The organism is Dyella sp. EPa41, from assembly GCF_016586165.1.
Lineage (GTDB): Bacteria > Pseudomonadota > Gammaproteobacteria > Xanthomonadales > Rhodanobacteraceae > Dyella.
Map to the genome: position 1 here is coordinate 1 of NZ_BCPR01000040.1, position 18537 is coordinate 18537.

General features: G+C 66.8%; 11 protein-coding genes. 1 reads left to right on the top strand and 10 read right to left on the bottom strand.

Annotation, left to right across the window (positions count from 1 at the left end):
* Nucleotides 1-60: 60 nt before the first annotated feature.
* A complete protein-coding gene (locus JMF82_RS13475) occupies nucleotides 61-2931 on the top strand; it encodes a S8 family serine peptidase (RefSeq protein WP_307837977.1) in 2871 nt (956 codons plus the stop codon).
* Between the two features lie 124 nt (nucleotides 2932-3055).
* Here JMF82_RS13475 and JMF82_RS13480 read toward each other — a convergent pair whose 3' ends face one another.
* The 10 genes from JMF82_RS13480 to JMF82_RS13525 all read right to left on the bottom strand — a co-directional run bounded on the left by JMF82_RS13480 (nucleotide 3056) and on the right by JMF82_RS13525 (nucleotide 18536).
* Nucleotides 3056-4213, bottom strand: a complete 1158-nt coding sequence (locus JMF82_RS13480) for an isovaleryl-CoA dehydrogenase (protein WP_201315085.1) — start codon at nucleotides 4211-4213, stop codon at nucleotides 3056-3058.
* An 86-nt stretch (nucleotides 4214-4299) separates the two neighbouring features.
* Nucleotides 4300-6495 carry a YccS family putative transporter gene (gene yccS, locus JMF82_RS13485; RefSeq protein WP_236585467.1) on the bottom strand — a complete coding sequence of 732 codons (2196 nt, stop codon included), beginning with the start codon at nucleotides 6493-6495 and terminating at the stop codon, nucleotides 4300-4302.
* A 76-nt stretch (nucleotides 6496-6571) separates the two neighbouring features.
* Nucleotides 6572-7675: a Glu/Leu/Phe/Val dehydrogenase dimerization domain-containing protein gene (locus JMF82_RS13490; protein WP_111981520.1), complete on the bottom strand. Its 1104-nt coding sequence runs from the start codon at nucleotides 7673-7675 to the stop codon at nucleotides 6572-6574.
* A 330-nt stretch (nucleotides 7676-8005) separates the two neighbouring features.
* Nucleotides 8006-9967 carry a glycoside hydrolase family 127 protein gene (locus JMF82_RS13495; protein WP_201315086.1) on the bottom strand — a complete coding sequence of 654 codons (1962 nt, stop codon included), beginning with the start codon at nucleotides 9965-9967 and terminating at the stop codon, nucleotides 8006-8008.
* A 191-nt stretch (nucleotides 9968-10158) separates the two neighbouring features.
* Nucleotides 10159-11364 (bottom strand): glycoside hydrolase family 27 protein, encoded by a 1206-nt coding sequence (locus JMF82_RS13500; protein WP_201315087.1) that lies wholly within the window; start codon nucleotides 11362-11364, stop codon nucleotides 10159-10161.
* A 35-nt stretch (nucleotides 11365-11399) separates the two neighbouring features.
* Nucleotides 11400-12809 carry an amino acid permease gene (locus tag JMF82_RS13505; protein ID WP_201315088.1) on the bottom strand — a complete coding sequence of 470 codons (1410 nt, stop codon included), beginning with the start codon at nucleotides 12807-12809 and terminating at the stop codon, nucleotides 11400-11402.
* 149 nt (nucleotides 12810-12958) lie between these two features.
* Entirely contained in the window at nucleotides 12959-14713 is a 1755-nt protein-coding gene (locus tag JMF82_RS13510; RefSeq protein WP_201315089.1) for a DUF885 family protein, read from the bottom strand.
* 121 nt (nucleotides 14714-14834) lie between these two features.
* The gene (locus JMF82_RS13515; protein ID WP_201315090.1) at nucleotides 14835-16043 is read right to left on the bottom strand and encodes a Xaa-Pro peptidase family protein; all 1209 of its coding nucleotides are present in this window, start codon (nucleotides 16041-16043) and stop codon (nucleotides 14835-14837) included.
* The gene (locus JMF82_RS13520; RefSeq protein ID WP_201315091.1) at nucleotides 16040-17629 is read right to left on the bottom strand and encodes an aldehyde dehydrogenase (NADP(+)); all 1590 of its coding nucleotides are present in this window, start codon (nucleotides 17627-17629) and stop codon (nucleotides 16040-16042) included. The genes JMF82_RS13515 and JMF82_RS13520 overlap by 4 nt, the downstream gene beginning before the upstream one ends.
* A gap of 1 nt (nucleotide 17630) precedes the next feature.
* Nucleotides 17631-18536 (bottom strand): dihydrodipicolinate synthase family protein, encoded by a 906-nt coding sequence (locus JMF82_RS13525; RefSeq protein ID WP_201315092.1) that lies wholly within the window; start codon nucleotides 18534-18536, stop codon nucleotides 17631-17633.
* Between the last annotated feature and the right edge of the window lies 1 nt (nucleotide 18537).

The following is an 18537-nucleotide window of genomic DNA, read 5'->3' on the forward strand; positions in this document are numbered from 1 at the left end:
CGCCCAAGGGGCACAGGGGAAACTATGGATAGTGGTGTGCGCGGAATGCGTTTCCGCCAGATGTCTGTGTTGGTGTGCGCGGCGCTGGGATTGAGCGCCTGCGGTGGCGGAGGCAACGGCAACGTCAAGCCGGCCGGGCCCTATGCGCCGCCCAGCCCGGGTTACACCCCGCCGGGTCCGGGCTATACGCCGCCTTCGAGCCCGGGTGGCAATCCGGGCACTCCCTCGACGCCCACGACGCCACCGCCGACGGACCAGCCGCCACTCGATGCACAACTGTCGCTGACCCATGCCGATGCGGCGCATGGTGCTGGCTTCAACGGCGCGGGCGTCACCATCGGCGTGGTCGACAGCGGCATCATGCGCAACCATCCTGCGTTGGCCGGACGTGTCACGCAGGAGCTGATCTACATCGACTCGACCATCAACAACACGTCGATCGACGACGTGATCGGCCACGGCACATGGGTTTCGCAGATCGCCGCGGGCAAGACCTACGGGGACTTTCCCGGCGGCCTGGCGCCCGCGGCGAATCTCGTCTCGGCGCGCATCATTTCCGACAAGGCGCCCAGCGACAACGGTTCGACGCCGCCCTCCAAGGTCACCGCCGACGACGCCTATCCCTTCCGGTTCGTCAACGGCGACCTGATCAAGGCCGGCGTGAAGGTGATGAACAACTCCTGGGGCGGCATCACCTGGGATGCCACGGACACGGCGACAACGAAGGGTTTCCACGACGCGTACGACACCTACGTCAACGCATGGGGTGGACTGGTGGTGTTCGCCGCCGGCAATGCATCACAGGCCAACCCCAGCACCATCGCCGCCTTGCCGAGCCTTGCGCCGGACCTGGAGAAGGGGTGGCTGGCCGTGGTCGCGGTGGATAGCAACCATCCCACGGAACTGGCGAGCTATTCGAACCACTGCGGCATTGCCATGAACTATTGCCTGGCGGCGCCGGGCGACGTGGTGGTGAGCGGCAAGGACGACACCGGCAGCAAGCAGAGCCTGTGGATCGTCAAGGGCACCTCGTTCGCGGCGCCAGCGGTCTCCGGTGCCGCGGCGCTGGTGTGGCAGGCGTTTCCCTATTTCACCAACGACCAGGTGCGCCAGACGCTGCTGGGCACGGCGGACGACCTCGGCGCACCGGGCGTCGATCCGGTGTTTGGCTACGGCATGCTCGACGTGGGCAAGGCGGTGAAGGGCCCCGGCCGTTTCGATTGGGGCGATTTCAGCGTCACGCTCGACACGGACTCCACTTGGGGCAATCCGATCAGCGGCAGCGGTGGCCTCGTGAAGGACGGTGTCGGCACGCTCACGCTCACCAGCGATCCGAGTTACCAGGGCAACACCCGCATCGAGCACGGCACGCTGGTGGCGCCGTCGCTGGCGGGCAATCTGTACATCGACCATGTCGACGCGGTGATGCGTGGTGCGCACACCTTCGGGAAGGACGTGCAGAACTGGGGCACGCTGGTGGTAGCCGGCGGCGACGTGCAGGTGAAGGGCGGTTATTACCAGGGCTTCTACGCCACCGATGGCCAGATGGGCCGGCTGGCGGTGGAGCTGGGTTACGCCCTGCGCGTCGATGGCAAGGCCGTGCTGGTTGGCGGCAACCTGTATGTGATCGGTGCGAAGCAGGGCTATGTGGCCAATGCGCACACTGAAGTACTCACGGCCGCCGGTGGACTGACCGGCAAGTTCACGGGACTCGATGTTGCGCAGGGCGTGCTGCTTTCCGCTTCGCTCAATTACGACAGCAGCAGCGCATGGCTCAACGTGAGCCAGGTGCAGGCTTCCGCGGTCACGGGCATGAACTACACCGCAGCCTCGTTTGCCGCCGCCCAGCGTGTCGACAACGCCTTCAGCCAGATCAACGCGCAGGTGACGCAAGGCGTGGCCGGAAGCGGCGCCATCACCACCGATTTCGTCAACGGCGCGGCAAACCTGCAACAGACCGCGACCACCGCGGCGCTGCAACGCTCGCTTGAAAGCCTGTCGGGCCAGCTGCACGCGGCGAGCGCGGCGATGACCTTCGAGGCGATCGATGCGGGCACGCGTGCGCTTTCCGACCGTTTCGATGATCTGGTCGACACGCGCGGCGCCAGCGGCGGCTGGGCGCAGACGCTGGGTTACCACGGCAGCATGAGCCGCAGCGGATACGGCAGCGTCGGTTATGACCTCAGTGGCTGGATGGTGGGCCAGGATCGCCGCTTCGGCAGCAACGGCGTCTTCGGTTTCGCCGTGAGCCAGAGCCAGGGCCTGGGCCGTCTGGCGGAGTATGCGGACCAGGGCCAGAGCCGCGCGGTGGAAGGCATGCTGTACGCCGGCTTCGTGCGTGACAGCTGGTACACGATGGGGCGGCTCGGCGTGGGCAGCTATCGCGAGAACATGCGCCGCCATATCGAGCTGGGCGGCGATGTATCGAGCGTGGCAAGCGACACGAACGGTCGTTACACCGTCGCGTATGGCGAAAGCGGTTATCGCGCGTCGCTGGGCGACATGCAGCTCACGCCGTATGCCAACCTGCAATACGCGCATGTGGCGCGTGATGGCTTCAACGAATTCGGCGGCGACGGATTCGGCCTAAAGGCGGGCTCGCAGGCGGTGTCGCGGTGGCAGGCAGGCATGGGCCTGCGCGCAGGCCACACCTGGAACCTGCCCCATGGCGGCAGCCTCGGATTGCAGGGGCGCTTGCAGTGGCAACAGTCGTTCGGCACGCACGGTGACGTGTTCGATGCCAGCTTCACCGGCGTGGACCAGTGGGCGCCCGTGGGCGGCGTCGGCCTGTCGCGCTACCAGAGCCAGGCCGGCCTTACGCTCGACTGGGCAGCTTCCACCCGCTCGCACCTGCAGTTCGGCATGGACCAGTACTTCGGCCAGCACGACCAGGGTTTGATGGGAACGCTCAGCTACCGGCTGGATTTCTAGGCGACGGACCCGTCTTGATTGTAGGAGCGCACCCTGTGCGCGACTGCGGAGCCACGGCGTTACCGCGCCGTTGGCTTTTCGCGCACTGGGTGAGCTTCTGCAGGGCCATGGCGAGCCGGTGGGTTCAGGCCTTGCCGTGGAACAGTTCGCGGCCGATCAGCATGCGGCGGATTTCATTGGTGCCGGCGCCGATCTCGTAGAGCTTGGCATCGCGCAGCAGGCGGCCCGCCGGGAATTCGTTGATGTAGCCGTTGCCGCCCAGCGCCTGGATGGCTTCCAGCGCCACCTTCACCGCGTTCTGCGAGGCATTGAGCAGGCAGGCGGCGGGGTCGATGCGCGACTTCACGTTGCTGTCGAACTGCTGCGCAACCATGTAGGCAAAGCCGCGCGACGACTGCAGCGCGGTGTACATGTCGGCCACCTTGCCCTGCATCAGTCCGAAGGTGCCGATGGGCGCGTTGAACTGCTTGCGCTCGCGCACGTAGGGCAGGGTGATGTCCATGGCCGCCTGCATGATGCCGATCGGGCCGCCCGAGAGCACGAGGCGCTCGGTATCCAGGCCGCTCATCAGCACGCGCACGCCTTCATTCACCTCGCCGACGATGTTCTCGGCGGGGATCTCGCAATCCTCGAACACGAGCTCGCAGGTGTTGGAGCCGCGCATGCCGAGCTTGTCGAGCTTCTGCGCCGTACTGAAGCCCTTCATGCCCTTCTCGATGATGAAGGCGGTCATGCAGCGGCTGCCGGCGGGACGCGGTGCGGTGCGCATGTAGACCAGCAGCACGTCGGCGTCGGGGCCGTTGGTGATCCACATCTTCGAGCCGTTGGCGACCCACACGTCGCCCTTCTTCTCGGCCTTGCAGCTCATCGAGCCGACCACGTCGGAACCCGCGCCTGGCTCGCTCATCGCCAGCGCGCCCACGTATTCGCCCGTGCACAGCTTGGGGATGTACTTGCGGCGCTGCGCTTCGTTGCCGTTGTGGAAGATGTTCTGCACGCACAGGTTCGAATGCGCGCCATAGGAGAGGCCGACCGAACCGGATGCGCGCGAGATTTCCTCCATCGCCACCATGTGCGCGAGGAAGCCCATGCCGGTGCCGCCATACACCTCGGGGATGGTCATGCCGAGCAGGCCCATTTCACCGAACTTGCGCCACAGATCGGACGGGAACTGGTTCTCGCGGTCGATGTGATCGGCGCGCGGCGCGATCTCCTTTTCCGCAAACGCGTGCACGCTCTCGCGCAGCAGATCGATGTCTTCACCCAACGGGAACGGACGCATGCCAGCCAACTCCGGAATCAACCAAGGTGCAAATGGTAACGCGCCGGCCATGACGGGCCGTTGCGCGACGCACAACCCGCGGCCGGTCAGTCGGCGTGCAGCTCGTTGGCCAGTTCCACGAGACGGTCGCGCTGGCTCATCGCCTGGGCCAGCTGGCCAAGCACGAGGCGCGCGGTATCGTCCGCGTCGCAGACCGCCAGGGCTTGCGCGAGGGCTACGTCATCGGCAGCGGTCACGCCGCCCAGGCGATTGGCCAAAGCGTCGGCCAATTGCTGCAGGGCCTCCACGGTCCGTGCGCCGACGCGCTCGACGGCGTCGCGAGCGGTGGCGGAGGCGATGACCTGGCGATTCGCGCCAAGCGCGGACAACGTGCCGAGCAGCGTCTGGGCAGCGGCGAGGAAGCGAAGCAGAAGCTCGCTGCCGCGGCGATGCTGTCCCGGCTCGCGCAACATGTTCGCCAGCAGGCTGCTCAATGCCGCGTTGGCGTTGTGGGCGTCACGGCGCGCGATGCGGTACTCGAGGTCGTCATGACGCCCGCTAGCGTACTGGGCCAGGATCCGTGCCAGGTAATGAGCGTCGCAACGCACGGCATCGGCCAGCACGTCATCGAGGCGGCGGCCCTGCCAGTCGGGCAGGACGAGGCGCATGGCCAGCGCGGAAATCGCCACGCCGATCAGCGTATCGAGCAGGCGCGGCCACATCACTTCGTAGCCATTGCCGGCCTGGTTGAAGCACAGCACCACGAAAAGCGTGATGGCCGCCGTGGCGGTGGGATAGCGCCGCAATCGCGCCGCGAAGAAGACGACGCCGGACAGCACGATCAACGGCATCTGCCACGGGCCGAACGGCACCAGCTGCAGCGCTGCCCAGCCAAGCACCAGGCCCACCACCGTGCCGGCCACGCGCTGCCCCAGCCTTCGCTGCGTGGCGCCGTAGCTCGGCTGGCAAACCAGCAAGGTGGTCAGCAGAATCCAGTAGCCGTGCCGCGGGTGCACCAGGTGCAGCACGACGTAACCGGCCAGCAAGGCCAGCGACAGCCGCAAGGCATGGCGAAAGCGGAACGAGCGCGCCGTCAGGTGGACGCGCACGCGTTCCCACGCTTCCTTCAACGACTGCGGCGCGGGATTTTGCAGCAGGCCGCCGTGGCGCGTGGATGGAAGGCCGATGGCGTGCGTACCTTCCAACTGGCGATGCAGTGTCTCCAGGTTGTTGACCAGGGCCTGCACCGACCGCAGCAGATGCTCGGCCGGTGGCTGCGCTTGCCCGCGCAAGGCATGCATGGCGCCATGCAGGTCGTCGAGCGCCGCGCGCGTCGAGCCGCCATCCGAGGGTGTGTCGTCCTGCAGGCGCAGGGCGTCGGCTTTTTTCCGGCAGACGTCGGCTTCGAGCCGCAGCAGGTGTTCGCAGCGGAACAGCACATCGCTGTGGAACAGCGCATCGGCGAGCGCGTCGTAGGGGTAGTGGGACGAGCTGACGCGTTCGTGCACGTCCTGCGCGATGAAGTAGAGCCGCAACATCGCCGCACTGGCGCCGCGCGGACGGCGTGAGCCGATGCGGTCGATCAACATCAGGCGCGCATCGTTGAGGGCTTCGACCACGCGCTCGTTGCGCGTGGCAAGGGTCACCTGCAGCGCCTCGCGGTCGACGCCATGGACGGGCATGAAGAAGGCGGCCTTGCTTTCCAGCAGGTCGCCCAGCGCCTCGAACAGCCGCGCAAGCGATTGCCGCACCGCCTGCTGTGGCGCCAGCACGCTCCACAGCAACGAGAGCACGCCATACCAGGCGGAGCCGGCCAGCAGCCACAGCGGTTCGCGCCAGGGACTGGCCGGCGTGGCCAATGCCGCATCGGCGCCGATCATCGTATAGACGGCCAAGAGCAGCGTGGAGCCGGCGATCGTCGCGTACCGTTCGCTGATCGCGCCCAGCATCACGAGCACGAATGTCGACGTGAGCAGGCCGAATCCGAACCACACGGGATAAGGAAACAACCACCGCACCGAGAACGCGGACACCGCAAAGCAGGCCAGCGTGAGCAGGAGAGTGCCCGCGCGGCTGCGCCAATGGTCTTCGGTTTCGGCCAGTGCGCACGCGATGACGCCCAGCAGCAGCGGGACGACCGCATCGTTGCGGCCATTGCCGAAGCACCAGGCCACCGCGCCACCCAGCGCAAGCAACACGCGCACGCATTCGGCAAAACGATCCGAGCCGCGCAGGCGGCGCCAACGTTGGGCGAGGGCAGGTGCGGAGATCACGCGCGCAGCATAGATGATGCGCTGCATCATGCCCAGCGGCGCCACCTCGCGGCCATGAAAAAACGCCGGCGCGAGGCCGGCGTTTCTTGTGGCTTGCGACCAGAGCTTACTGGCCGCGCATGCGACCGGCGAAGCGGGGACCGTGGTTGCCCATGGTCGGCAGCTTGATCTTGCCGATGGCTTCGATGCGCTCTTCGGCCAGGCGGTCGGCCGCGCGGTAGGTCGGCACGCCTTCGGTCTTGGAGATCTCGAAGATGCGGCCCAGGTTGTAGTAGATCGTGCGCATCATGCGCATCGCGCGCTCGCGGTTGTAGCCGTCGATTTCCAGCGACACGTTCATCACGCCGCCCGCGTTCACGGCGTAGTCCGGGGCGTACAGCACGCCACGGCGCTGCAGCTCGTCGCCGATGGCGTCGGTGGCCAGCTGGTTGTTGGCCGCGCCGCAGATGATCTTCGCCTTGATGCGGTCGATGGTCTGCTCGTTGAGCGTGCCGCCCAGCGCGCACGGCGAGTACACGTCGGCGTCGACGTCGTAGATCTCGTCCAGGCCCACGGCTTCGCAACCCAGCTCGTCCACGCAGCGCTGCACGGCATCCTTGTTGATGTCGGTGACGAACACCTTGGCGCCCTGCTCGCGCAGCAGCTTGATGAACTCGCTGCCCACGTGGCCGCAGCCCTGCACGGCGTAGCTGTACTTGCCCACGTCCTCGTTGCCGTGCTTGACCTGCAGCGCGGCCATCAGGCCCTGCAGCGTGCCGAACGCGGTGAACGGCGACGGATCGCCCGAACCGCCATGCACCTGGTGCACGCCGGTCACGTACTCGGTTTCACGGAACACGTATTCCATGTCGTTGACGTCGATGCCGACGTCTTCGGCGGTGATGTAGCGGCCGTTGAGCGAGTTGACGAAGCGGCCGAACGCGCGGAACAGCGCTTCGGACTTGTCCTTGCTCGGATCGCCGATGATCACCGCCTTGCCACCACCCAGGTTCAGGCCGGCCACGGCGTTCTTGTAGGTCATGCCGCGCGACAGGCGCAGCACGTCGTTGACCGCGTCCTGCTCGCTCTTGTACGGCCACATGCGCAGGCCGCCGAGCGCCGGGCCCAGCACCGTGTTGTGGATCGCGATGATGGCCTTCAGGCCGGCGTCCTTGTTGTGGCAGAAGACGACTTCTTCGTGACCCGTCTTGGCGATGGTTTCGAAAATCATTGGAACGGTGACTCCACGTGTGGCGGTGCCGTGGGGACTGGCATCCGCAGGAATGGAGGCGGGTTGGCCCGCCAGGGGTACTAACAACAGCCTTAAAGTCAAAACCCCGACCAGTGGTCGGGGCGATGAATTTAGTCCGATAGTTTAGTACGTCCCCGGCGGAAGGGTTGCTGCGTCGCCGCAAGTCGTTGGCGTACGGGGAGAAATATCCCATGGTTGCAGGGGCCCGGCGGGCGCGGAGGGGCCGTTGTTGCCCCCGGGAGGGAGCCGTGGTCCACGATGCCGCAGGTTGCTGCGCCGGCCCGGTCACGCGCCAGCCCTCGGGCTGGCTCAGCCGTTGCTGGGCGCGCCGGCCTCCATTTGCCAGTACACGGCGTAGCGTTCGCCGTGCACCTGGTTGAGCGGGACGACGGCAAGCTTGCCGTCCCTTGTCTGCGCTTCGAAGCGCAGATCCCGCGCGGATGCCACGCGCAACCAGGACACGTCATCGGCTTGCTTGTCGGCGACGCGCGGTGCGGGCCATGGCCTGGGTTCGGGCCTGGGTGCCGCGTCGTAGCCGCAGTACTGCATGTCGTGGGTCAGGCCCTGGTCGCCCAGGCATGCCGCCAACACCAGTGGTCCATAAAGCACCGCCTGCAGGCCGTCGTCGCCGGGCAACGCCATGCGCGTCACCCGCATGGGGAGATCCAGCTCGAGGTGATCGCCGTCGTGCCACTCGCGCTTGATCGTGAGGTAGCTGCCGGGCGAGGCGAACACATCCAGCGCCTGGCCGTTGAGCCGCACGCGTGCGCCAGGCCCGATCCATGAAGGCACGCGCAGGTTCAACGCGAAGGTGGATGGCGCACTGAGTGAGAGCTGGAAACGTGTCAGCGGTTCGCGGGGAAAAGCCGTCCCCTGGCGGAAACGCAGCTTCTGTTCCGGCCAATCGAGTTCTGACGGAATGAACAGGTTGACGTAGAGGTCGTTGCCGTCGCGGAAGTAGATGCTGTCGTTGAAGCGGGCGAACTCTTCCGCACCACTGCCCGTGCAACACCAGAACGAATCGGTGGGCGTGTTGTAGAACTTCGCCGCGCCGGGCTGCAACGGGTAGTAGTACAACTTCATGCCGTCGCCGTCCTGCGTGCCCAGCCGCGCGTTGTAGAGCGTGCGCTCGTAGTAGTCGAACGCGCGCGGGTCACCGTTCCACGCGTACACGTGGCGCGTCAGCTTCATCAGGTTGTAGGCCACGCAACACTCGGCGCTGTACAGGCCGAGCTGGCCCTTGAGATCGCCGGGCGCGGTGTTCCAGAACTCGTCGTTGCTCGAACCGCCGGTGGCGTAGGTGCGATTGCGCGTGACGGTTTCCCAGAAGAACTCGGCGATGCGCCGGCAGCGCGGCTCGCCGGTGAGCTCGTAGCGCCGGGCGGCGCCGATCACCTTGGGCACCTGCGTGTTGCTGTGCAGGCCCTGCAGCTCATCGCGATGCGCCGCCAATGGATCGAACAGCGATGCCTGGTCGAAGCGGTGGGCCGCATCGAGATAGCGGCTGTTGCCGGTGATCGCATACAGCTCGACCATGGCGTCGTTCATCCCGCCGTACTCGGTCTTCAGGATGTGCGCCATCTCCGCATCGGAAAAGCCGTTGAGCCAGCGCACCGTCCAGTTGCCGATGCCGATCGCCACCTGCAACGCCTGCCTGTTGCCGGTGTGCTCGTACATGTCGAGCATGCCGGCGAGGATCTTGTGGATGGTGTAGAACGGCGCCCACACCTTCTGGCCGCTGCTCAGGCGGTCGAAGAAGCTTTCGGGGAAGGCGCTCAGATAGCCGTTGGGTTGCTGGCAGGCGGCGAGTGCCGCGACCAGCTCGTCACCGCGCTGCTTGAGGGTGTTGTCGCCCATCGTGGCATAAGCCAAGGCGGCAGCTGAGAGGTAGTGGCCGCCGCTGAAGTGGCCCCGCAGCTCGCAGTCGGGCTTCTCCCAGCCGCCCAGCGGCTGCGCACTGGAGGCGATGCCGGCCTGCACGCGGAAACCATGCGCCAGCCGATCCACCGGCAAGCTGTGCAGATAGCGCTGGTTGATCGCTGCGGCGCGCGAGAAATCGCTGTCCAGGAGACGAACCTGGCCAAGTGCAAAGGGCCGCATGCGATACACGGGTTGTTCGCGCACGGCGTTGCCGCTCGTGGCGTCGGCGGGCGATGCGGCATCGGCGACATCGGGCGCCAGGCTGAAGGCGCGGGGCACGACCGCCAGCGACGCCAGCGCCGTGGCCGCTTGCTTGAGAAATCGCCTGCGATGATCACGATCCTGTTGCATGACTCTCCCCGAGGCATGGCCTGACAGCATGGAATGTCGACGTTTTTCGAGCGACGCTTGCGCAGGATTTCATCGTGCCGTCACATGACCAGGCCGTCTTGTGCCATTTGACGGCACGACATGCGGAATCCCGCATAGTCGCAGGCGGCTCTCGTCCGCGAGAGCGACCCTGTCATGCGCGCGTTGATGCCTCAGCGCGGCGCATCCAGCCGGATCAACATCACGTCGTGGCGGGCCAGCGCAATGGCCTGCCGATCCGTAAGCGATACGGCCGCACCGCTCCACAGATCCTTGCCCTGCTGCGTGCCATGCAGGCCCAGCTTCGCCAGGTTCAGGCGGAAGGGATGGGTGTCGGCAAGGCGGGCGCTTCCCACGTTGAATATCGCAATCGCCAATGCACCGTGTTGCAGCGGACGCGTCCATACCTCCACTTCGCCCTCGGCGTAGGCACGCGTGGCCTGCTTGCCCAGCGGATCCTGGTCGATGGCGATGACGTCGCGGTTGGCCAGGATGTCCTTCACCTCGCCCGGCATGTGGGCAAGGTCGTTGCCGGCGAGCAAGGGTGCCGCCAGCATCGCCCACCAACTGAAATGCGCGCGATTCTCCTCAGCGGTCAATTTGCCGTTGCCGACCTCGAGCATGTCCGGGTCGTTCCAGTGGCCGGGGCCGGCATGGCTGGCCAGACCCTCCTGCTGCGAGGCAATGGCATAGATGCGATCCCACTCGGGCGTGATGTCGCCGGTGGTTCGCCAAAGGTTGCCGCCGACCTTGGCACCGGGTGCCCACTCCCAGACCGCGTCCCAACCGTACTGGCACAGCGAGTAAACGATGGGCCGGCCCGTCGCCGCCAGCGCGACATGCATGCGTTCGTAGGCATCGACCATCAGGCGCATCTGTTGCGCGGGATCGTCGGGCGCCTTGGCCTTCATCTGGTCCTCGATGAAGCTGCACAGGTCGTACTTCAGATAGTCCACGCCCCATGCGGCGTAGGTCTTCGCATCCTGTGCCTCGTGCCCCAGCGATCCGGTGAAGCCGGCACAGGTCTTCGGGCCGGGTGATGTATAGATGCCGAGCTTCAGGCCCTTGGAGTGGACGTAGTCGGCCAGCGCCTTCATGTCGGGAAAACGCGCATTCGGGTGGATCACGCCCTTGGCGTCACGCTGGCCCTGCCAACCGTCGTCTATGTTGACGTAGACGTAGCCGGCGTCGCGCATGCCGCTGCTGACCAGGGCATCGGCCGCCGCGCGCACGTCCGCATCGGTGACTTTCTCGGCGAAGAAATTCCAGCTGTTCCAGCCCATCGGCGGCGTGGCCGCCACGGTGTCGGCGACTGCGCTACTGCAAGCCGAGCCCAGCACCATGGTCAACGCGAACAGAACACGATGGGACAATCGCATGGTTCACCTCGTTGTCGGGAGAGCGGAATGCAAGGTCAGGCCGGATTGGCGGCCACGCGACTATGGCGCCGGCCGTAACCCAGGTACAACACGCAGCCCAGCAACAGCCAGATGGCGAAGCGCACATAGGTGATGGCGGGCAGGCCCCAGATCAGCCAGCACGAGAACCCTACGCCAATGATAGGCACCAGCGGCACCAGCGGCGTGCGGAACGGACGATGCAGCCCCGGCTGGCGCCAGCGCAGCACGGCCACGGCGGCGCAGATCACGATGAAGGCACCGAGCACGCCGATGTTCACCAGCTTGGCGAGCTCGTCCAGGGGAAACAGGCCCGACGCGACAGCGGTGACCGCGCCGAGCAGCAGGGTGGAGCGATGCGGCGTGCGCCAGCGCGGATGCACGGCGGCAAACCACGACGGCAACAGGCCGTCGCGGCCGAGGCTGAAGCCGATGCGCGCGCCCGCCATCAGGTTGGCGAAGATCACGCTGGTGATGCCGCATACCGACGCCAGCGAGATCACCACCATCGTCCACGGCATGCCGATGCGGATGAAGGCATTCGCCACCGGTGCTGCATTGTCCAGCGTGGTGTACGGCACGATGCCGGTGAGCACGAGGCAGATGGCGATATAGAGCACCATGGCGATGCCGAGCGAGAGCAGCACGGCGCGCGGCAGGTCGCGCTGTGGATCGCGCGATTCCTCAGCCGCGGTGGTGAGCATGTCGTAGCCGAACACGGCGAAGAACACCACGGCGGCGCCGGTGACGACCCCGTGCATGCCGAACGGCATGAAGGGATGCCAGCGCTCGGGCTTCACGTAGGCCGCGCCGGCGACCACGATCAGCGCCGCGCCGGCGATCTTGATCGACACGATCAGCGTATTGAAACGCGCGCCCCATTCCATGCGCACGGCAAGCAGGGCGGTGATGACCACGGAGATCACGATGGCGGGCAGGTTCACCACGCGGCCTGGCGCGCTGCCCCAGGCACCTTGCGCCCATGCCGGCAACGGTATCCCGGCGGCATCCAGCAGCGCCTGCATGTACCCGGACCAGCCCACCGCGACGACGGCGGCGATCAGCGCGTATTCCAGCAGGAGATCCCAGCCGATGATCCAGCCGGCGAACTCGCCGAGCACGGCATAGCCGTAGGTGTAGGCGCTGCCCGAGACCGGAATGAGGCCGGCGAATTCGGCGTAGCACAGCGCCGCGGCGGCGCTGGCGATGCCCGCGATGATGAAGGACACCAGCACGGCGGGACCCGCCTGCGTGGCCGCCACGGTACCGGTGAGCACGAAGATGCCGACGCCGATGATGCCGCCAAGGCCGATGGCCGTGAGTTGCCACAGGCCCAGCACGCGACGCAGGCCACTGCCGCCTCTCGCGGCCTCGCCCTGCAATGCCTCCACCGGCTTGCGCCGCAGCATGTCGTTGATCAGGCCCATCCGCTACTCCCCGTCTCGCGTGGTTTCGATGTGTTGGAACGTCCGTCCTGCTCCCGCTTCATTGCCGTCGCGGCCCATGGCCGGTTGGCGCTGCACGCGAGAGCAGGTCGGGTCTTCCCTGGCGCGTTGCTCCCTGACGTGTGCCGCGGCTACTTCGCGGCGTACGGCGACTTCCCGCCGTCCGCGATGAACTTGTCCACCTCTTGCTGCAGCACCGGCAGCGGCACCGAGCCGAGCGACAACACGGTGTCGTGGAAGGCGCGCAAGTCGAAATGCTCGCCCAGCGCCTTCTCCGCCTTCGCGCGTGCATCGACGATGGCGAGTTCGCCCAGGTAGTACGACAAGGCCTGGCCGGGCCAGGCGATGTAGCGATCCACCTCGGTCTCGATCTCGTGTTCACTCAGCGCCGTGTTGTCGCGCATGAAGGCCTGCGCCTGTTCGCGCGTCCAGCCCTTGTGGTGGATGCCCGTGTCGACCACCAGGCGGCAGGCGCGCCACATCTGGTAGCTCAGGTAGCCGAAACGGTCGTACGGCGTGTCGTACATGTCCATCTCCACGCCCAGGCGCTCCGAATACAGCGCCCAGCCTTCGCCATAGGCGGAGATGTAGGTGTAGCGGCGAAAGTCCGGCAAGCCTTCATGCTCGGCCGCCAGCGGCATCTGGAAGGCATGGCCCGGCGCGGATTCATGCAGGGTGAGCGCCGTCAGCGAATACAGCGGCCGCGAGGGCAGGTCATAGGTATTGACCAGGTAGACGCCCGGGCCGCCGCGGCCACCGGTGTAGAACGGCGCAAGATCGGCCGGCACCGGTTCGATCGCGAAGCGCTGCCGCGGCAGTCGGCCAATGTAGTTGCCCACCTTGCCGTCGACGCGCTTGGCGATCCATGCGGCGTCCTTCAGCAGTTCCTCCGGCGTCTTGGGATAGAACTTCGGGTCGGTGCGCAGGTAATGCAGGAACTCCGGGAAGCTGCCCCTGAAGCCACTGTCGCGGATGGTGTCGTCCATCTCCTTGCGGATACGCGCCACTTCCTTCAGGCCGAGCTCGTGGATCGCGTCGGGCGCCATGTCGAGCGTGGTGAACTCGCGGATCTGCGACTGGTAGAACGCCTTGCCGTCCGGCATCGATTCGGCGGCGAGCGTGGTGCGCGCCTGCTTCATGTAGGTGTTGCGCATGAAGTCGAGCAGCTTCGCGTAAGCGGGAATCACCGAGCGCTGGATCGCTTCGCGTCCATCCGCGCGCAGCTGCGCTTGCACATCGGCGGGAATCGTCGCCGGCATCTTGCGCAATGGCGTATAGAACAGGTTGGCGTCGCCTTTGGCATTCACCACGTCGGCAATCGACTGGTCGCGTCCCCCCAGCGTCACCCGCGGCACGCTGAAGCCGCGCGCGAGGCCGGCCTGCATGTTGGCCGTCTGTTCGTCGAAGTAGCGCGGTATATCTTGCAGCTGGCGGATGTAGTGGCGATAGTCCTCGGCGGTGCGCAGCGTGCGGCGCGCGGTGAAGCCGAGGTTGGTCCAGAACGCGGTGTCGCTGTTGAACGGCATCTCCCAGGCATGGAAGTGCTGGTCCGCGAGCAGGACCTGGATCTGGTTGCGATAGACCGCGTAGTTGACCGGATCGTCGCCCTTCAGCCGGGCCGGCGAAATGGCGTCGAGCTGCTTGAGCACGTCGGCCCAATAGGTCTCGCGCGTTGCCTGGGTGGCGGCGTCGACCTTGGGCAGATGGTCGGCGATCTTGCTGGCGTTGTTGTCCTCGTCATCCGCACCCTTGAACTGCGCTTGCCGCCACGCCCATTCCTTGGTGTAGATCGCATGGAAGCGGGCGGCCGCATCGTCGTCCGCGCGCGTCGGCAACGAAGCGCCGAGGCAGAGCGTGCCGGCAAGGGCGAGGATGAAAGGTTTCATGTCGCTGTCCTTCGGAAGGCTTTTTGCAGGGGCGCAGCCAGCGCGCGATCGCCGGGTTCCGGCGTTGCCGCTTCGTAGGGTTTTCGCGCACTGGGTGCGCTCCTACAGGTGGAGGTCGCCATCACGCGAACGGCTGGTCGATCGCGGGCGACGGCGGCGTAAACCAGGCCGCGCCCTCCGCCGTGACGTAGAAGTGGTCTTCCAGCCGCACGCCGAAACGGTCGGGCACCACGATCATCGGTTCGTTGCTGGCGCACATGCCGGGCTCCAGCAGCGTCTGGTTGCCACGGACGAGGTAAGGCGTCTCATGGATGTTCATGCCGCAGCCGTGACCCGTGCGATGGGGGATGCCGGGCAGGCGGTAGCCGGGGCCGAGGCCGGCTTTCTCCACGACCTTTCGCGCCGCTTCGTCCACCGCTTCACAGGTCACGCCTGGACGCACCGCATCGAATGCGGCTTGCTGCGCCGCCTGCTCCAGCTCCCAGATGCGCACGTGATCCGCGCCCGGTTGTCCGAAGATGTACGTGCGCGTGATGTCGGAGTGATAGCCCTGCACGGTGCAGCCGGTGTCGATCAGTACCAGTTCGCCCGATTGCAGGTATTGTTCGCCAGGCACGCCATGCGGATACGCCGTTGCCTGCCCGAACTGCACGATGCAAAAGGTGGAACCGTTGTCCGCGCCCATCGCACGATGGGCCTCATCGATGAAGCGCACCAGTTCGCCGCGGCTGATGCCTTCGCGCATGAGCCCGGCGGCGAGGCGATGCACCTGCAAGGTCATGGCGGTGGCCTGCTTCATCAGCGCAAGCTCGTGGGGCGACTTGCGGATACGGCAACCGTCGATGATGGGGGTCGCTTCCGCCAGCGGCTTGCCGCCCAGCGTGGCGCGTAGCCGTTCGGCGACCAGGTAGGGCGCGGCCGGGTCGAGTGCGAGGCTGCCGGCGCCGCGTTCGCGCAATGCGTCGGCCACCAGCAGTTGCGGATCTTCGTGCTCCTCCCACAGGCGCACCTCGGCTGGGATCAGCAGCACGGCTTCCAGCGACCCCACTTCGAACGCGGGGCATATCACGATGGGAGCGCCGCGCTGCGTCAGCAGCAAGCCGACCAGGCGTTCGCTCGCACCCCACGGTATGCCGCTGAAATAGCGCAGCGAGGTGCCGGCGGTGACCAGCAGCGCATCCATGCCTTGCTCACGCATCAGGCGACGCGCCTGATCGAGGCGCTGCTGGTACTCATCCGCGCCGATGGCCGCTGCCGGCGTGGGCCACGGTGCAAGCGAAGCCCGCGCCGTGGCAAGGTCGACGCCGCCGATCTGGCTGGCTGTGGTCATGCGTGGACTCCAAGGTCGTCGACGCACCACACGCCATCGATGCAACGCGCGACGCCGCCCGGGTTGTGATCGCGCAGTTCCGGCGGCAACTGGTGCTCGGGCACGTTGTCGTAGCAGTGCAGGGCGGTGAAGCGCGTGATCGCCGCGGGCATGCCCACGGCGGTGAAGCCGGGGTGGCCGGTGCTCGGATACGGGCCGCCATGGTTCATGGCCGGGCTCACCGCGACGCCGGTAGGCATGCGGTTGCCGATCAAGCGGCCAACGCGCGGACGCAGGGCATGCGCCACCTTTGCCCAGGCGTCGTCGTCGCTGCCGTCGTTGGCGGTGTAGAGCGTGCCGGTGAGGTTGCCCTCGAACGCCGATGCCACCTGGGCCATCTGCTCGACACCCTTCACGCGCACCAGCAGGCTCACGGGGCCAAAGGCCTCGGTCTGCAATGCCTTCGAATCACGCAGGAAGCGTTCCGCGTCGACGCTCAGCAGGGTGGGCGCATAGCGGTAACCGGGCGAACCAGCCTGGCCGCCGGCCAGCTCTTCCGCGCCCGCCTTGCGCAGCGTGGCGACGCTGCCCTGCAGGTGATCGAGCACGCCGCGCGAGAACAGCACGGCGGGTGCGGCGCCTGCGAAATGCCTTGCTGCTTCCGCCACGAATGCGTCGCCGGCTTTGCTCTGCGGCACGATCACGACGCCGGGGTTGGTGCAGAACTGGCCGCTGCCCATGGTGCACGACGCGAAGAATTCCTGGGCCAGCGCCGTGCCGCGTTCGGCCAGCGCGCCCGGCAGCAGGAACACGGGATTGACGCTGGAAAGCTCGACGTAGGCCGGTACGCCGGCGGCATCCGCCGCGGCTTTCAAGGCCAGGCCGCCGGCGCGGCTGCCGGTGAAGCCGATGGCGCCGAGACGTGCATCGCCCGCGACCTTCGTGCCGATGGCGTTGTCGAAGTGGTAGAGCATCTGCACGGCCGCGGGCGGCAAACCGGCCTGCTTCAGTGCCGCGAAGGCCAGTCGCGCGAGGCGTTCGCTGGTGGCCGGGTGCGAGGGATGGGCCTTGGCGATCACCGGATTGCGCGCGGCGATGGCGGAGGCGAAATCGCTGCCCGCGATCGCGTTGAACGCGAACGGGAAGTTGTTGGGGCCGAACACCAGCACCGGCTTGTTCAGCGGGGCGCGATGCGCGCGCAGGTTCGCCGCGGTATCGATTACCGGCTGCGTCCAAGCGAGGCCGCGCACCGCCTTGGCCGCGAGGCGCAGCTGGTTGGTGGTGCGTGGCAGCTCCACCGCGGAAAGGCGCGGCTGCCTCGGCAGGGCGGTTTCCGCGTTGGCCAGCTCCACCAGCATCTCGGCGTCCGCCTCGATGCCTGCGGCATAGGCCTCGAGAAACGCCGCGATGCTTTCCGGCGGCGTGGCGGCGAGTTCGTCTGCTACCGCGCAGGCGGCGGCGAGCGCCGCCTCGACGTCGGCCTCTCCGCAGATCGGATAGCTCGGACCGATCGCTTCGCCCGTGGTGGGATTCTCCGCGCGGAACTCGCCCAGCAGCTGGCGCGCCGCACGCCATTCGCCATCGATCAACAGGGGTTGTACGGCCATGTCAGATCACCGGTGCGTGGGCGATGGCATGATCGATCACGCGAAGCGCGGCTTCACGCTCGGCACCGTCCATCGCCAGACGCGGTGCGCGTACGCGTTCGCTGCCCATGCCCACCTTTTCCTGCACCAGCTTGATGAGCTGCACGAACTTGGGCACGGTATCCAGGCGCAGCAGCGGCAGGAACCAAGCGTACAACTCGGCGGCTGCATCGGCACCGCCGTCGCGTGCCAGCTCGAACAGCTTCACGGATTCCTTCGGATAGGCATTCACGAGGCCCGCGATCCAGCCACGCGCGCCCATCGCCACGCCTTCGACGATGGCGTCGTCCATGCCGACCAGCAGTTCCAGGCGATGGCCCAGCAGCGAGCGCAACGCCGCGAAGCGGCGCACATCGCCGGAAGACTCCTTCACCGCCTGCACGTTCGGGAACTCATGCGCGAGCTCGGCGATCTGCTCCGGCGAGAAGTCGGTCTTGTAGGCGATCGGGTTGTTGTAGAGCATGCACGGCAGGTCGGTCGCCGCGATCACCGCGCGCAGGTGCGCGCCCATCTCGCGCCAGTCGGTGGAGTACACGTAGGGCGGCAGCACCATCAGGCCGGAGGCGCCAAGTGCCTTTGCTTCGCGCGCCAGGCGCACGGCTTCGTCGGTGGAGAGCGCGGCGATGCCGGGAATCACCGGCGCACGGCCTTCCAGCGCCTTTACCAGCGTGCGGATGATGGCGAGCTTTTCGTCGAAGGTGAGCGTGGCCGCTTCGCCCAGCGAGCCGAGCGGGACGATGCCCTTGCAGCCGTCATCGATCAGCCTGCGCGCATGCTTGGCGAGGAAGTCGTGATCGACCTGGCCGTCGGCGGTGAACGGCGTGGTGATGGCGGGAATGACCCCGCGCCAGATGGATGCGTTGCTCATG

Bases quoted from the DNA above. Each gene is read 5' to 3' on its own strand.
- JMF82_RS13510 (WP_201315089.1), bottom strand. From the start codon at position 14,713: ATGAAACCTTTCATCCTCGCCCTTGCCGGCACGCTCTGCCTCGGCGCT.
- JMF82_RS13495 (WP_201315086.1), bottom strand. From the start codon at position 9,967: ATGCAACAGGATCGTGATCATCGCAGGCGATTTCTCAAGCAAGCGGCC.
- JMF82_RS13515 (WP_201315090.1), bottom strand. From the start codon at position 16,043: ATGACCACAGCCAGCCAGATCGGCGGCGTCGACCTTGCCACGGCGCGG.
- JMF82_RS13490 (WP_111981520.1), bottom strand. From the start codon at position 7,675: ATGATTTTCGAAACCATCGCCAAGACGGGTCACGAAGAAGTCGTCTTC.
- JMF82_RS13525 (WP_201315092.1), bottom strand. From the start codon at position 18,536: ATGAGCAACGCATCCATCTGGCGCGGGGTCATTCCCGCCATCACCACG.
- JMF82_RS13480 (WP_201315085.1), bottom strand. From the start codon at position 4,213: ATGCGTCCGTTCCCGTTGGGTGAAGACATCGATCTGCTGCGCGAGAGC.
- JMF82_RS13475 (WP_307837977.1), top strand. From the start codon at position 61: ATGTCTGTGTTGGTGTGCGCGGCGCTGGGATTGAGCGCCTGCGGTGGC.
- JMF82_RS13500 (WP_201315087.1), bottom strand. From the start codon at position 11,364: ATGCGATTGTCCCATCGTGTTCTGTTCGCGTTGACCATGGTGCTGGGC.
- yccS (WP_236585467.1), bottom strand. From the start codon at position 6,495: ATGATGCAGCGCATCATCTATGCTGCGCGCGTGATCTCCGCACCTGCC.
- JMF82_RS13520 (WP_201315091.1), bottom strand. From the start codon at position 17,629: ATGGCCGTACAACCCCTGTTGATCGATGGCGAATGGCGTGCGGCGCGC.
- JMF82_RS13505 (WP_201315088.1), bottom strand. From the start codon at position 12,809: ATGGGCCTGATCAACGACATGCTGCGGCGCAAGCCGGTGGAGGCATTG.